The organism is Stenotrophomonas sp. DR822, assembly GCF_019793815.1.
GTDB lineage: Bacteria > Pseudomonadota > Gammaproteobacteria > Xanthomonadales > Xanthomonadaceae > Stenotrophomonas > Stenotrophomonas indicatrix.
In genome coordinates, this window is sequence record NZ_CP081826.1 from 2978949 (window position 1) to 2992740 (window position 13792).

General features: G+C 68.3%; 13 protein-coding genes. 3 read left to right on the top strand and 10 right to left on the bottom strand.

Annotation, left to right across the window (positions count from 1 at the left end):
- Positions 1-3: 3 nt before the first annotated feature.
- Both K5K93_RS13665 and ilvD read right to left on the bottom strand, forming a co-directional pair.
- Positions 4-615 (bottom strand): hypothetical protein, encoded by a 612-nt coding sequence (locus K5K93_RS13665; RefSeq protein WP_222388169.1) that lies wholly within the window; start codon positions 613-615, stop codon positions 4-6.
- Positions 616-696: 81 nt separating this feature from the next.
- The gene (gene ilvD, locus K5K93_RS13670; protein ID WP_222388170.1) at positions 697-2535 is read right to left on the bottom strand and encodes a dihydroxy-acid dehydratase; all 1839 of its coding nucleotides are present in this window, start codon (positions 2533-2535) and stop codon (positions 697-699) included.
- Positions 2536-2857: 322 nt separating this feature from the next.
- On the opposite strand from ilvD, the gene K5K93_RS13675 reads away from it, so the two are divergent.
- From K5K93_RS13675 to K5K93_RS13685, 3 genes are read left to right on the top strand one after another with little or no spacing between them, the layout of a single operon-like run.
- Positions 2858-3427 (top strand): DUF1190 domain-containing protein, encoded by a 570-nt coding sequence (locus tag K5K93_RS13675; RefSeq protein WP_140225328.1) that lies wholly within the window; start codon positions 2858-2860, stop codon positions 3425-3427.
- Between the two features lie 7 nt (positions 3428-3434).
- Positions 3435-4613 carry a glutathionylspermidine synthase family protein gene (locus tag K5K93_RS13680; protein WP_025877526.1) on the top strand — a complete coding sequence of 393 codons (1179 nt, stop codon included), beginning with the start codon at positions 3435-3437 and terminating at the stop codon, positions 4611-4613.
- Positions 4613-5263 (top strand): hypothetical protein, encoded by a 651-nt coding sequence (locus tag K5K93_RS13685; protein ID WP_222388171.1) that lies wholly within the window; start codon positions 4613-4615, stop codon positions 5261-5263. The genes K5K93_RS13680 and K5K93_RS13685 overlap by 1 nt, the downstream gene beginning before the upstream one ends.
- Before the next feature lie 147 nt (positions 5264-5410).
- Here the strand turns inward: K5K93_RS13685 and K5K93_RS13690 are convergent, their stop codons facing one another.
- The 8 genes from K5K93_RS13690 to K5K93_RS13725 form a co-directional block, all read right to left on the bottom strand.
- Positions 5411-6709: a DUF58 domain-containing protein gene (locus tag K5K93_RS13690; protein ID WP_222388172.1), complete on the bottom strand. Its 1299-nt coding sequence runs from the start codon at positions 6707-6709 to the stop codon at positions 5411-5413.
- On the bottom strand, positions 6706-7692 hold the full coding sequence (locus tag K5K93_RS13695; protein ID WP_132825852.1) for a MoxR family ATPase: 987 nt from the start codon (positions 7690-7692) through the stop codon (positions 6706-6708). Before K5K93_RS13695 ends, K5K93_RS13690 begins: the two co-directional genes overlap by 4 nt.
- The gene (locus K5K93_RS13700; RefSeq protein ID WP_222388173.1) at positions 7689-8879 is read right to left on the bottom strand and encodes a DUF4350 domain-containing protein; all 1191 of its coding nucleotides are present in this window, start codon (positions 8877-8879) and stop codon (positions 7689-7691) included. Before K5K93_RS13700 ends, K5K93_RS13695 begins: the two co-directional genes overlap by 4 nt.
- On the bottom strand, positions 8876-10510 hold the full coding sequence (locus tag K5K93_RS13705; protein ID WP_222388174.1) for a DUF4129 domain-containing protein: 1635 nt from the start codon (positions 10508-10510) through the stop codon (positions 8876-8878). Before K5K93_RS13705 ends, K5K93_RS13700 begins: the two co-directional genes overlap by 4 nt.
- Positions 10500-11498: a stage II sporulation protein M gene (locus K5K93_RS13710; protein ID WP_222388175.1), complete on the bottom strand. Its 999-nt coding sequence runs from the start codon at positions 11496-11498 to the stop codon at positions 10500-10502. The genes K5K93_RS13705 and K5K93_RS13710 overlap by 11 nt, the downstream gene beginning before the upstream one ends.
- The gene (locus K5K93_RS13715; RefSeq protein WP_032976856.1) at positions 11495-12184 is read right to left on the bottom strand and encodes an RDD family protein; all 690 of its coding nucleotides are present in this window, start codon (positions 12182-12184) and stop codon (positions 11495-11497) included. Before K5K93_RS13715 ends, K5K93_RS13710 begins: the two co-directional genes overlap by 4 nt.
- A 124-nt stretch (positions 12185-12308) precedes the next feature.
- The gene (locus K5K93_RS13720) at positions 12309-12839 is read right to left on the bottom strand and encodes a gamma carbonic anhydrase family protein (RefSeq protein ID WP_093819425.1); all 531 of its coding nucleotides are present in this window, start codon (positions 12837-12839) and stop codon (positions 12309-12311) included.
- 94 nt (positions 12840-12933) lie between these two features.
- A complete protein-coding gene (locus tag K5K93_RS13725; protein WP_093819423.1) occupies positions 12934-13752 on the bottom strand; it encodes a nucleotidyltransferase domain-containing protein in 819 nt (272 codons plus the stop codon).
- Positions 13753-13792 lie beyond the last annotated feature (40 nt).

Below are 13792 nucleotides of genomic sequence, written 5' to 3' on the forward strand. Positions count from 1 at the left end.
CCCTCAACCGCCTTCCGGCTTCCGGCAGGCCGGGTTGCCCATCGCATTGTGGTAATCGCGGTCGAAGCAGCGCAGGAAGGCATCGAGCACATCGAGATTCGGCGGCCAAGGGGCATCCACCTGCTGCCCGCCTTTGGTAGTGAAGTGGAAACGACCGTTCTTGATGTTCTCCGCCATCGTGGGTGGCGTCGGTATCGCGACCAGCGCGGCACGTGCCTTTTCCAGTCCGCTGCGATCACGCCGCAGGAACGCGATCGTGCCGTCCACGTAGGCGTTCCAGTAGCCGGGGTCGGTGTCCTTCGGCTTGTAGGTGCGCTGCATCAGCGCAATCGCCTGCGCGGTTTGCCCAAGCTCCGCGCGCAGCTGCCCTTCGTGCCAGATGAGGGTGGTGTTGCCCGTCGCCTTGGGCAATGCCGCATACGCGGCCAGCAGGTCCGCGGCTTCCTGGGTGCAGCCGCGATCGGCCAGCGGGCGCCAGCCCCCGTCCATGTCCTGGTCGAACATGCCCGGTTCCATCGCCAGCATCGCCGCGCGGTCGTAGCCGCAGTCAGGAGCCTGCGGCGGTTCGGCGCTCGCGCCCATGGCCACGGCCAGTGCGAGGAAAAGCGGCGTCATCACAACCTCCGTGTCGATGATATTGGGATACCTTAGCGGACTACGAGGGAGGCTGCCGGCCAGCGGCCGGCACTACCGTCTTCAGTCGCCGAGCAGGGCGGTGTTGCGTACGGCGCCCTTGTCGGCGCTGGTGGCCAGCAGGGCATAGGCCTTCAACGCGCTGGTGACTTTGCGTGGTCGCGGTGCGCGCGGCTTCCAGCCCCGTGCATCGGCGTCGGCGCGGCGCTGGACCAGCGTCGCCTCCTCCACCAGCAGGTCGATGCGCCGCGCCGGGATGTCGATGCGGATGCGGTCACCATCCTCCACCAGTCCGATCACACCGCCGCTGGCCGCTTCCGGCGAAACGTGGCCGATCGACAGGCCCGAGGTGCCACCGGAGAATCGGCCGTCGGTCAGCAATGCGCACTGCTTGCCCAGGCCTTTCGATTTCAGGTAGCTGGTCGGGTACAGCATCTCCTGCATGCCCGGGCCGCCCTTCGGGCCTTCGTAGCGGATCACCACCACCTCGCCGGGCTTCACTTCATCGGCAAGAATGCCGGCCACGGCGGCGTCCTGGCTTTCGAACACGCGCGCATTGCCTTCGAACACGTGGATCGATTCGTCCACGCCTGCCGTCTTCACCACGCAGCCGTCGACGGCAAGGTTGCCGCGCAGCACGGCCAGCCCGCCTTCCTGCGAATAGGCATGTTCCAGCGCACGGATGCAGCCTTCGGCGCGATCCTGGTCCAGCGACGGCCAGCGCGTGGCCTGGCTGAAGGCCTCCTGGGTGGGAATGCCGGCGGGGCCCGCCTTGAAGAAGGTGTGCAGGGTGTCGTTGTCGCTGCGCATCACGTCCCAGCGATCGAGTGCTTCACCGAGCGTGGCGCTGTGCACGGTCGGCACCGAGGTATCCAGCAGGCCGGCGCGATCCAGTTCACCGAGGATGCCGAACACACCACCGGCGCGGTGCACGTCCTCGATGTGGTACTTCGGCGTGTTCGGTGCCACCTTGCACAGCTGCGGCACGCGCCGCGACAGTGCATCGATGTGGGTCAGGTCGAAGTCGACCTCGCCTTCCTGCGCGGCGGCCAGCAGGTGCAGGATGGTATTGGTCGAGCCGCCCATGGCGATGTCCAGGGTCATGGCGTTGGCGAACGCGGCCTGGGTGGCGATGCCGCGCGGCAGCGCACGCGGGTCTTCGCCGCCATACCAGCGGTGGCAGAGTTCGACGATCAGGCGGCCGGCGCGACGGAACAACGCTTCGCGGTCGGCATGCGTGGCCAGCGTGGTGCCGTTGCCCGGCAGCGACAGGCCCAGTGCTTCGGTCAGGCAGTTCATCGAGTTGGCGGTGAACATGCCCGAGCACGAGCCACACGTAGGGCAGGCGCTGCGCTCGTAGTCGGCGACCTTCTCGTCCGAAGCGCTGTCATCGGCAGCGACGACCATCGCGTCGACCAGGTCCAGCTTGTGCTCGGACAGCTTGGTCTTGCCGGCTTCCATCGGTCCGCCGGAGACGAACACCACCGGGATGTCCAGGCGCAGCGCCGCCATCAGCATGCCGGGGGTGATCTTGTCGCAGTTGCTGATGCACACCAGCGCATCGGCACAGTGGGCGTTGACCATGTATTCGACGGCGTCGGCGATGATCTCGCGGCTGGGCAGCGAGTACAGCATGCCGTCGTGGCCCATGGCGATGCCGTCGTCCACGGCGATGGTGTTGAATTCCTTGGCGACGCCGCCAACCTGTTCGATCTCGCGCGCGACCAGCTGGCCAAGGTCCTTCAGGTGCACGTGGCCGGGCACGAACTGGGTGAAGGAGTTGGCGATGGCGATGATCGGCTTGTGGAAGTCGCCATCCTTCATGCCGGTGGCACGCCACAGGGCGCGGGCACCGGCCATGTTGCGGCCGGCGGTGGAGGTGCGGGAGCGGTATTCGGGCATGGCTGGCGGAACGGGCGGGCCGTACGACGTGGGGGTCGGTTGATCATGGCCAATTTTTTCGGTTGCTGCTGCAACCACCGGAGGCGGTCCGGCAGGGCTGCGCCCTGCACCTGCCGAATCAACGTCAACGTCAAAATCAAAAGCGGGCTATCCGCGGGATGGCGGGGTGGCCGTGGGCCAGTAGATCCACGCCATGCGTGGATGGATCGAGGGAGAGGACGACGAAAATGAAATTCCGTTCATCTTTCCTACTTTGCCGATTCCGGTTGTTGGCCCGGATTTGGCATGATGGGGCATTGTTCCGACTTGAAGGCATGAGGCCATGAAACGTTCCCGCACCACCGCGCTGCTGCTGATGAGCGCTGCGCCGCTGCTGTTCACTGCCTGCCAGAAGGAAGAGCAGGTGCAGGTGCAGGAAGGCCTGTATACCTCGGTGGAGGCCTGCACCACGGCTACCGCTGATCCTTCGGCGTGCCGCAACGCGTTTGCCGAGGCGCAGAAGAAGTCTGCCGACGCAGCGCCGAAGTACGCGACCAAGGAAGCCTGCGAACAGGATTACAAGCCTGAGCAGTGCGTGCAGCAGCACACCTCGGCCGGCACCTCGTTCATCGGTCCGATGATGATGGGGTTCTTCATGTCGCAGATGCTGAGCAACCGCGGTGGCCTGGCCCCGCAGGCGCCGGCTTCGGCGCCGGCCTACCAGGACAAGAGCGCCGGTTGGGCGCGTCCTGCCCCGGGTGGCAGCGGCGGCCTGAACACCGCCAGCGGCATCGGCGCGGGCAAGGCCGGGCTGGCCCCGGTCACCAGCGAACCGAACCGTGCGGTGACCGCCAGCCGCAGCGGCTTCGGCAGCACCAGTGCGCGCCGCAGCGGCAGCAGCGTCGGCGGCTGATCGACCCATGCAACGTATCCGTATTGCCGAGCGCGCCCAGTGGCGGGCGCGCGCGGAGGAAGCCGGTTTCCGCTTCCACACCATCGACGGCCAGCCGTACTGGGATGAAAGCGCGTACTACGCGTTCACCCTGCGCCAGATCGAACAGGACATCGAAGACCCCAGCGCCGAACTGCACCAGATGGCGATGGACCTGGTCGGCGATGTCATCGCCAGCGAGCGCCTGATGGACCAGCTGGCGATCCCCGCGCATTACCGCGACTGGATCGCCGACAGCTGGCGCCAGCGCCAGCCGCACCTGTACGGGCGCCTGGACCTGGCCTACGACGGCACCGGCCCGGCCAAGCTGTACGAACTGAACTACGACACGCCGACCTCTCTGTTCGAAGCCAGCTTCTTCCAGTGGCAGTGGCTGGAGGACCAGCGCAACGCCGGCCGCCTGCCGCAGCACGCCGATCAGTTCAACGCGATCCATGAAGCCCTGGTCGAACGCTTCGGCGAACTGGCCACGCAGCTGCCGCCGCCGCTGTATTTCAGTGCGGTGGGCAGCTCGGACGAAGACCGCGGTACGGTCGAGTATCTGCGCGACTGCGCGTCGCAGACGGGCCTGCACGGGCAGGCGATCGCCATCGAGGACATCGGCCTGTCCGAAGACGGGCGCTTCACCGCGCTGGACGATACGGTCATCGGCACGCTGTTCAAGCTGTACCCGCTGGAAGACCTGATGGCCGAGGAATTCGGTCGCGCGCTGCCGGGCTCGGGCGTGCAGCTGCTGGAGCCGGCGTGGAAGGCGGTGCTGAGCAACAAGGGCATCCTGCCGCTGCTGTGGCAGCGCAACGTCGGCCATCCGAACCTGCTGGAAGCACACTTCGATGACGGCAGCGCGCTGGCCTCGGGCTGGGTGCGCAAGCCGCTGTTCTCGCGCGAAGGTGCCAACATCGAGATGCACCTGGCCGACGGCAGCACGCAGCGCAGCGACGGTCCGTACGACGGTCCGGCGATCCTCCAGCGTGCGCATCCGCTCACCCGCTTCGAAGGCGGTTACCCGCTGATCGGCAGCTGGGTGATCGGCGACCACGCCTGCGGCATCGGCATCCGCGAGGACGACAGCGCGATCACCCGCGACAGTGCGCGCTTCGTGCCGCACGCGATCATCGACGAAGCGCCGACGCGGATCTACGTCTGATGGCGGTGCAACGCCCGCCCGGTCGGCGCGGGCGTCCTGCTCCCGTGCCGGGCCGTCACTTCGACGATGGTCGCGGCCTGAAAGCGTTCGCCGACCGCATCGCGGTGCGCTGCCACCGCTGCGATACGCCGGGCTGGGTGCTGGCGAGCTGGCAGCCCTACCGTTGGACGGTGCGTTTCCGCTGCACCGGCTGCAGCGTTGCGCTGGACAGTGGCGACTGGGTGGGCGCGGTGTGCATGCAGGGACGCCGGCCGTGCGGGTACTGCGGGCACCAATGGCTGTATGTGCATCGCCGGATAGCGTCGGGCGTTCGTTCGCCGGCCACCTTTCCCGCGCGATGTGGGCAATGTGGGCGCAGCAGCGATGTCGACGTGTCGGCCACCCCGCTGCGCGATGCCGAGCCGGCTGATCCGCACTTCGGCCTGCCGCTGCATCTTGTTGAACCCACCCGTGCCGGCTTGCTGTGGGCCTACAACGCCGAACACCTGCAGGCGCTGCACGACTACGCCGCAGCCACGCTGCGTGAGCACGGCGGCGTACGCAACAGTTCGATGTTCTCGCGCCTGCCGCAGTGGATGAAACTGGCCCGCAACCGGGTGCTGCTTCAGCGCGCGGTGGAACGATTGCAGCGGCGGCGGCTGCAGGGGTAGTGCCGGCCGCTGGCCGGCAACCGCTGTGGGTAGAGGCCGACCTTGGTCGGCGCCGTTGATGGTGTGCCAACCAAGGCGATGTGTCGGTAGCGCCGGGCCATGCCCGGCGGTTGTGGTGATCCGCCGGCCAGCGGCCGCCACTACCCTTTACAGCAGCCCTTCGCGCTTCACCGCCAGATAGCGCTCCACCAGTGCGGCGGGCAGCGCGTCGGCGGTCACGTCCAGCACCATCACCCGTTCGGCACGCAGCGCGTCATGCGCCTGCGCGCGCTGTTGCAGGTACAGCGCGGCCGCACCGGCCTGCGCGGCATCTTCCACCGTGTGCACCTCACCTTCCAGGGCAGCATCCAGTTCGCGCTCGCGCAGGCTGGCTACGCATACCAGATGACGGCGCTGCAGCAGGCGCACCGCCGCAAGCAGGTCTTCGATGTCCTCGTCGCGCACGTTGCTGACCAGCATCACCAGCGCGCGCCGGGGCTGGCGCAGTGAGACTTCGGTGGCGGCAGCCAGGTAATCGGTGGCCACGGCCTGTGGCTGCAGGTCGTAGCTGGCGCGCAGCAGGTGCTGCACCGTGTCCATGCCGCGCTGCGGCGCCACCCAGCGACGCTCGCCGCCTACCGCGAACAGGCCGGCAGCATCGCCCTGGCGCAATGCCAGGTAGGCCACCACCAGCGAGGCGTTCAAGGCATGGTCGAAATGCGAGAGCCCACCTTCGCTGGCCAGCATGCGCCGGCCGCTATCGAGCATCAGCAGCAGCTGCTGGTTCTTCTCGTCCTGGTACTCGCGCGAGATCAGCTTGCGCGCGCGGGCCGTGGCCTTCCAGTCGAGCTGGCGCAGGCTGTCGCCGATGCGGTACTCGCGCATCTGGTGGAAGTCGGTGCCTTCGCCGCGGCGGCGCTTCACATGGGCACCGACCAGGCGCGAGGCCTGGTCGGCGCTGAACAGCGCAAATCGGGTGAGTGGCACGAAGTTGGGATAGACCCGCACCTCCAGCGCCGGTGGCAGCGTGCGTTGCTGCCACCACAACCGCCACGGCGAGCGGATGCGCAGCTGCACGCCTTCGAAGGCAAAGCGGCCGCGCTGCTGCGGCTGCACGTGGTAATGCAGCGAACTGGCATGGCCCGCCCGCAACTGCACGCGTTGCGGCAGTGATTCCAGTGGCCAACCGCCTGGCACCAGATCGAATACCTGTACCTGCATGGCCTGCCCGGACTGCAGGCGCAGGCCGACCTCGCGGCGCACGCCCAGTGCCAGGGCTTCGGGCACGTCGCGCTCGACGCTGGGCGATGGTCGTCGCCGCTGCCGCCACAGATCAACCAGTGCCAGCACCGCAACCAGTGCACCGGCCAGTGCCCAGCTCCAGCGTGGCAGGAGCCCGGGCAGCACCAGGCCGCCCAGCGCGGCCCAGGCCAACAACAACGCCAGCAGCAGCGGCGCAGGCCTCATCGGCGCGGCGCTTCCACCTTGGCCAGCAGCGCACCCAGCACGTCGTCGGCACCCTGGCCTTCGATCTGCAGCTCCGGTGCCAATGCGATGCGGTGGCGCAGGGCAGGGCGGGCGATGTCGCGCACATCATCGGGGGTGACGAAGTCACGACCGGCCAGCACCGCCTGCGCGCGCGAGGCACGCACCAGGGCAATGCTGCCGCGCGGGCCGGCACCGACGGCGATGCCTGGCCACTGCCGGGTGGCGGCCACGATGCGCACCGCGTAGTCGATCACTTCGTCATCCACGGTGATTGCCGCGGTGGCCTGCTGCAACGCCAGCAGTTCGCCGCCACCGAGCACGCGCGGCACCTGGCTCAGGTCGAAATCGCTGGCGGCACGGCCGCTGGTGATCGCCGCGACCATGCGCTTCTCGTCCTCCAGCTGCGGATAGTCGATCAGCACCTTCAGCAGGAAACGGTCCAGCTGCGCTTCCGGCAGCGGATAGGTGCCTTCCTGTTCCAGCGGGTTCTGCGTGGCCAGCGCCATGAACGGCGGTGCCAGGGTGAAGGCCTTGCCTTCGATGGTGACCTGGCCTTCCTGCATCACTTCCAGCAGCGCGGACTGGGTCTTGGCCGGGGCCCGGTTGATCTCGTCGGCCAGCAGCAGGTTGGTGAACACCGGGCCGCGACGGATCTTGAAGCTCTCGCTCTTCGGGTCGTACACCGCATGGCCGCTGACGTCGCTGGGCATCAGGTCGGGGGTGAACTGCACGCGGCCATAGTCCAGTTCCAGTGCCTGCGCCAGCGCGCGTACCAGCAGGGTCTTGCCGAGGCCGGGCACGCCTTCGATCAGCACGTGGCCACCGGCCAGCAGGGCGACCAGGATCTGGTCGAGCACATCGGCCTGGCCGATGAAGGCATGGCCGACGGCCTGGCGGATGGCGTCGACGCGTTCGATCAGGCGGGCGGTGGCGGCCGCCGGAAGTTCAGGGGCATCGGTCATAGCAGGGATCTCATCTGGAGCAGCAAGCGGATGCGCTCGCGCAGGGCGGAGGAATCATGCGGCGAAGGCGGAGTGAGGGCACTGGCGACTCGACTGACGGGCCATTGCAACACTGCGGCGATGGCCTGGTCGCGCGCAGCACCGTCGAGTGCCGCAGCGACGGGCGCGCGCAGGCGCAGGCGGTGCAGGAACAGCGCCTGCACGGCCAGGTACAGGCGCGTGCCATGGCCGAAGCGCAGCAGCAGTTCGCCACTGGCGCGGACGTGTTCCAGCAACGAACGGCGTTCGACCACGGGCGCGGGCAGGGCACTGCCGAAGCGTTGCGCGCGTGACCACAGCCAGCCGAGGATCGCCAGCAGCAGCGGCACCCACAGCGGCCAGCCCTGGTAGAAGATGCGCGCGCCCAGCGAGGGCGGGCGGCTGCCGTACACCAGCCACATCGTGCCGCGCCCATAGTTGGGATCGAGCAGGTAGCGTGTCAGGTCGCGGTGGGAGAGGTCATGCAGGCCATCGCGGGCAACGGCATCGGCGTCGACCGTGCGGCGGCGTGTTGATGCGGACGGGCCTTCACCGCGCATGACGTCCATGTCCGCCAGCACGTCGATGCGGCCCTTGCCGTGCGGCAGGCGCGCGAACACCAGTCCTTCCTGGCCACCCCAGCGGCGCTCGGCCGTGGCGTTGGCCTGGAAGCCCAGGCTGAAGCGCCGGCCGCCGCAGAACTCGACGTGGCTGGGATCATCCACCACGTGGAAGGGTTGGCAGTCACTGCCATGGAACAGGCTGTCCACGCCGATCCTGTCCAGCAGGGGGCCCTGCGTGCTGCTGGCATCGTCCTCGGCCGGTGGCTGCGTGCGCAGCAGCAGATGGCCACCCGTACCGACCCAGTCCAGCAGCGCCTGCGCCGTGCGCGGCGGCATGTTGGCGGTATCCTGCAGCAGCACCACCGTATCGGTGGCGGCCAGTGGCATCTGTGCCAGGTCCAGCCGCTGCCGGGACTGCACCTCGATGCCGTCGGCGCGCAGCGCCTGGCCCAGCACATACAGCGGGTTGTAGCTGGCTTCGCCCTGCGGCGGCAGCACGACGGTCTCGGTCACCTTCTCGTGCGTGCGCAGGAACAGGATGGTCAGCGGCACCCCGAACAGGACCAGCGCGCCGAGCAGCAACGACCAGAACAGGCGCGGGCTCATGCCTGCCACCCGTACTGCTGGCGCAGCATGCTGGCCAACGCATCGAAATCGCTGCGGGTGGGCAGGCGTCCACCGTAGGCGGCGTACTGCCACATGCGCACGATGCGTGCGAACAGTTCACGGTCGGTGCTGTCGGACATGCGCCGCGAGGCACGCAGGCATTGTGCTTCGGTGGCACCGGGCGGCAACGCGATGCCGGTACGCTCCACCAGCGTGCGCACGCTGGCGCGATACAGCAGCGCCAGCGCCTGCCGCGGCCGTCCCTGGTCCCACAGCAACCCGGCCTGGGTCGCGACATCCGGCGGCAGCACCACCGGCATTTCCACCTGCTCTTCGGTGATCTGCGGTGCCTGCTTCTCCTTGCGGCGGCCGGAACCGCGCAACCACGGCAGCCACAGCCGCGCGGTCAACAGCAGCACCAGCAGCAGGACCCCCAACAGCCCCCACAGGCCCCATTCGGCGAGCCGGGCCAGCCACAACTGGCCGCTCCTGCGCGACGTATGGTCCGCGTTGCTGCTGCTGTCCTTCTGCAGCTCCTTCTTGTCTTTCTGCTTCTCGGCGGCGTCCTCGATCGGCTTCCATCGGCTGACCTGCCGCGTCGGCCGCTGCAGCGGATCTTCGTAGGCGCGGTTCACGGCCTGGCGGAAGCCAGCGGTATCCACCGGCGTGTCGCCGAAGATCACCGCCGGTGTATTGGCCGGATCGTTTTCCGCAGTGGCCGCTTCTTCGGCTTCTTCAGCGTCTTCCGCTTCAGCGTCCTCATCGGCGTTGGCCGTGGCGGTCTGCGCGGCGTCCGGCGTGTCGGCGTCCTGTGCGTGCACGGGCGCCAACGGCAGCGCCAGGCACAACAGCAGCAGCAACGAAGAGGAGGCCGGCAGCAGGCGTTCGCGCAGGCGGCGCAGGGCGATTTCCACGTCCCAGGCTTCCATCTGCGTGCGTCGGTTCAAGTACAGGCCGAAGCCGGCGCCCACGTAGAACGGCCCGATCAGCGCCGCCGCCAGCCAGCACAACAGGTTGAAGCCAAGCTTGGCCCACGCAGGCGCCTCCACGCTGACCATCGCCCACGCTGCGCGCCAGGATTCGGGCAGCAGTTCCAGCGGGATGAAGATGAAGATAGTGGCGATCGTGCCCACCACCAGCACCAGTTCGAATGCCAGGCAGATCACCGCCAGCACCAGCGCAGGGCCCGCAGCGCCGGCAGCGACTGCACGCCGGCGTGGGCCACGCTGGGCGGGCGCATTGCCCTCCAGCAGATTGACCGGCAGGCACAGGCTGCGCAGGCCGCTGAACCGGCGCCAGCCCAGATAGCCCCAGCAGCCGCTGCCGCCCCACTGCCGCTGTGCGCGCAGCGCATCGCGCGGGCCGACCCGTTCGCCGAAGATGCCGCGCGAGAGCACGTACAGCGGTGCGCGTTCGAACAACGGTTTGCACCACCACATCGCCAGCCACGCCCAGCCGAAGGCATCCAGCCACCAGGCCAGTGCATTGAACAGCACGAACAACGGTGCACTGGCCAGCAGCCAGCTGCCCCACACACCGCGGGCGTGGCGGCGGGCCAGCGCGCTGCCCAGCTCCATCGCTTCCCAGCTGCTGCGCGCGCGCAGCACCACGTCCAGGTGGTCAATCCGCATGGCCACCTCCGCGTCCACCGCGCCACAGCCACAGCAGCACGCCGGCCCACAGCACCCCGGCCACGCTGAACTTCACTGCGGCCGGAATGTCGGCGATGGAGGACCAGAACGCTTCCACGAACGCGGCCAGCAGCAGCATGAAGGCCACGCCCAGGCACAGCCGCGCGCCGATGCGCCCGCCTTCGACCAGCGCATCCACTCGGCGCCGCCGCCCGGGAGCCAGCAGTTTCATGCCCAGCTGCAGGCCGGCGCCGCCGGCAATCACGATCGCGGTCAGCTCGAATGCACCGTGGCCGGCCACAAAGCGCCAGAACGGGCCGCCATGGCCGATGTGCTGCAGGTGGCCGGCGACCGCGCCGATGGTGATGCCATTGAAGAGCAGCACCAGCAGCGTGCCCAACCCCGCCAGCAGGCCGCTGGCGAAGGTGCGCAGGGCGATGCTGATGTTGTTCATGATGTAGTAGCCGAACATCATCCAGTCGGTGCCGCTGTCGCGGCCCAGGCGCTCGGCGGATGGATCGTACATGCGCTCCATCTCGGCGATCTGGCCGTTGTCCATCAGCAGGTGGATGCTGTCCGGGTACACCTGCACCAGCACGAAGCAGGCCAGCGCCGGCACTGCGAACATCGCCAGCGCTGCCCACATGCTGCGCGCCTGGCTGCGCACCAGCAGCGGGAAATCAGCAACGAGGAATTCCAGCGCGCGCCGCCAGCGGGTCGGCGGCGTGCGGTACAGCACGCCATGGCCGTGCTGCATCAACTGCTGCAGGCGTTGCACCAGCTGCGGGCTGTAGCCGCGTTCGCGGGCCAGCGCCAGCTGCTGGCACAGCCGTCGGTAACGCTGCGGGAAGCTGACATCGCCGGCTTCTTCCGCGCCCGGCCTGCGCCGACGCCGACGCCGACGCGAGGCACCGGCGCGATGCTGCAGCCACTGCTCCAGGTCATGCCATTCCTGTTGATGGCGGGCGACGAACTGCTCCTGCTTCATCGTCGTCCCAGCAACCAGTTGGCCATTGCATACAGGCGCAGCACGCCGACCTGGCCGGACGCGCTGGTCAACGGCTCGGCGATGCCGGCCAGTTCCTGCTGGCGTGCGGGTGACAGGCGTGGCGCGCGCTCGGCGAAGGCCATCACCGCCGCCTGCTCCTCCGGCCGCAGCGGTTGCGGCGGCGCCAGCGCGCTGTCGATGGTGGCCGGCGGCGGCAGGTAATGCGGCGGTGCATGCACCACCATCGTGCCGGCTACCAGATCGCCCAGGCGGCGGCCATGCGGATCGAACAAGCTGCTGATCAGGCCCAGTGCGTAGCCGAAAGGCAGCATGTCCACGGTGCGCAGCAGGTTGCGGGTGATCGAGGCCATCCAGCCCACCGGCGCGCCATCCTGCGCGAGCACCCGCAGGCCCAGCACGCGCTTGCCGAGGGTACGGCCCCACAGCGCTTCGCAGACGATGGGGTAGGCCCACATCAGCAGGAACATCAGCGCCATGTACAGGCCGCGGCCGAACTCATCGAGCAGGGCCAGCGGAATGGACAGCGCGGTGAGCGCGCCGAAGCGGACGGCCAGGTCGATCAGCCAGGCCAGCGCACGCGGCATCGGGCCGGCCGCAGGCAACTGCAGCGGCACGCCTTCCGGCGTTACCACCTCGCGGTAGGTATCGAGCATCGGCGCGGCCATCAGCGCGATGGCCGCCGAAGTGGGCGCTGGAGTCCTCTCCGGCGTGCAGCCACGGGCATGGGGGTCTCGACGGTTCCTGGTCGGGCCCAGACTTTAGCAGAGCCCGGCCATCGGCGAGGCGGCCTCAGCCCAGGTATTCGTCCTTCAGCCGCACGTAGTGGTCGGCCGAATAGTGCAGCGACTCGATCTCCTTGTCGCTGAGTGTGCGCGCCGGACGGGCAGGGTTGCCCACCCACAGCTCGCCTTCGCCCACCACCTTGCCGGGGCCGACTACCGCGCCGGCACCGACGAAGCCATGGCGCTCGATCCGGGCACCGTCGAGGATGCACGCGCCCATGCCGATCAGGCTGTAATCGCCGATGCTGCAGGCGTGGATGATGCAGCCATGGCCGACGGTGACGCCTTCGCCGATCAGGGTCGGGTAGCCGGCCTTGTTGTACGGGCTGTGGTGGCTGACGTGGATGATCGTGCCGTCCTGCACATTGGTGCGTGCACCGATGCGCACGAAATTGACGTCGCCACGGATGACCGTGCCCGGCCAGATCGATACGTCATCGGCCAGTTCGACATCACCGATGATCGTGCAGGCCGGATCGACATACACGCGCTGGCCGAGCACCGGCATCTTGTCGCGGAAGGGGCGCAGCGGGGTCATCGGCATCTCCGGAAGAGCAGGGCAATCGCGATGATGATACCGCGTGCAGCACGCAGCCCTGCCGGTAGTGCCGGCCGCTGGCCGGCACTACCCCTTAGTGCTGCGCGTGTTCGGCCAGCATCTGCCGGAACAGGGCATCCAGCCATGGACCATCGCCATGCCCGGCGGGCAGCTGCGGACCCTCGGCGCGCGTGGCCATTTCCTGGTCGATGTAGTCGCTGATGGCGATGATGCGGGGACCGGCCGTCACTTCGGCGCTGGCACGCTTGACCACCAGCAGCGCTTCGATCGCCCCGCGTACCGGGCCATCCGGCAGCAAACGCTCCAGCAGATGCTCGAATGCCATGGGCGGCGGGCTGGACTCGCTTTCGATCCACTGGCAGGCCAGCAGCGCGCGCAGCACGTACAGATACTTCTTGGTGCTGATGGCCCCGCCGCCGAGATGTCGGCTGTACGTGGTGCGCGCCATGCTCATGTAGTGCCACCAGCTGCCCAGCGGCGAGTAGAAGCGCTGGGCAGCCTCCCAGAGCTGCGCCACGGCGGCATCGTTCTGCTGGTAGATGATCGGCGAACGCAGCCATTCGATCAGCGTCGGGTTCGACTTGGATACCAGCCGCAGTGCCTTGCGCAAATCCCAGCCGCTGACGTCCAGCTCGTCGTCGATCGGCAGTTCGATCACATCGCGCTGCGCCTCGCCCGGCCCGGTGCTCTCGTTGACACTCAGGTACCAGGGCTGGCGGTGCACGTAGATGAAGCGTGCATCGTAGTCGCTGTCCGGCGACGAGAAACCCCAGCCGCGGCTGCCCGATTCGCAGGCCAGCAGCACGCGCACGTCGTGCGTGCGTTCGATGTCGGCCAGGGTGGCCAGGATGGCGGCGCGCTTGTCCGCCGCGATCGGATGGATGTCGTCCATGCAAGGAAGCTCCTGCTGTTGTTGCGTCGAGCCCATCGAC

What these genes read in the sequence shown, in the direction of transcription:
- K5K93_RS13665 (WP_222388169.1), bottom strand. Translation starts at nt 615, where the DNA reads ATGACGCCGCTTTTCCTCGCACTGGCCGTGGCCATGGGCGCGAGCGCC.
- ilvD (WP_222388170.1), bottom strand. Translation starts at nt 2,535, where the DNA reads ATGCCCGAATACCGCTCCCGCACCTCCACCGCCGGCCGCAACATGGCC.
- K5K93_RS13675 (WP_140225328.1), top strand. Translation starts at nt 2,858, where the DNA reads ATGAAACGTTCCCGCACCACCGCGCTGCTGCTGATGAGCGCTGCGCCG.
- K5K93_RS13680 (WP_025877526.1), top strand. Translation starts at nt 3,435, where the DNA reads ATGCAACGTATCCGTATTGCCGAGCGCGCCCAGTGGCGGGCGCGCGCG.
- K5K93_RS13685 (WP_222388171.1), top strand. Translation starts at nt 4,613, where the DNA reads ATGGCGGTGCAACGCCCGCCCGGTCGGCGCGGGCGTCCTGCTCCCGTG.
- K5K93_RS13690 (WP_222388172.1), bottom strand. Translation starts at nt 6,709, where the DNA reads ATGAGGCCTGCGCCGCTGCTGCTGGCGTTGTTGTTGGCCTGGGCCGCG.
- K5K93_RS13695 (WP_132825852.1), bottom strand. Translation starts at nt 7,692, where the DNA reads ATGACCGATGCCCCTGAACTTCCGGCGGCCGCCACCGCCCGCCTGATC.
- K5K93_RS13700 (WP_222388173.1), bottom strand. Translation starts at nt 8,879, where the DNA reads ATGAGCCCGCGCCTGTTCTGGTCGTTGCTGCTCGGCGCGCTGGTCCTG.
- K5K93_RS13705 (WP_222388174.1), bottom strand. Translation starts at nt 10,510, where the DNA reads ATGCGGATTGACCACCTGGACGTGGTGCTGCGCGCGCGCAGCAGCTGG.
- K5K93_RS13710 (WP_222388175.1), bottom strand. Translation starts at nt 11,498, where the DNA reads ATGAAGCAGGAGCAGTTCGTCGCCCGCCATCAACAGGAATGGCATGAC.
- K5K93_RS13715 (WP_032976856.1), bottom strand. Translation starts at nt 12,184, where the DNA reads ATGGCCGCGCCGATGCTCGATACCTACCGCGAGGTGGTAACGCCGGAA.
- K5K93_RS13720 (WP_093819425.1), bottom strand. Translation starts at nt 12,839, where the DNA reads ATGACCCCGCTGCGCCCCTTCCGCGACAAGATGCCGGTGCTCGGCCAG.
- K5K93_RS13725 (WP_093819423.1), bottom strand. Translation starts at nt 13,752, where the DNA reads ATGGACGACATCCATCCGATCGCGGCGGACAAGCGCGCCGCCATCCTG.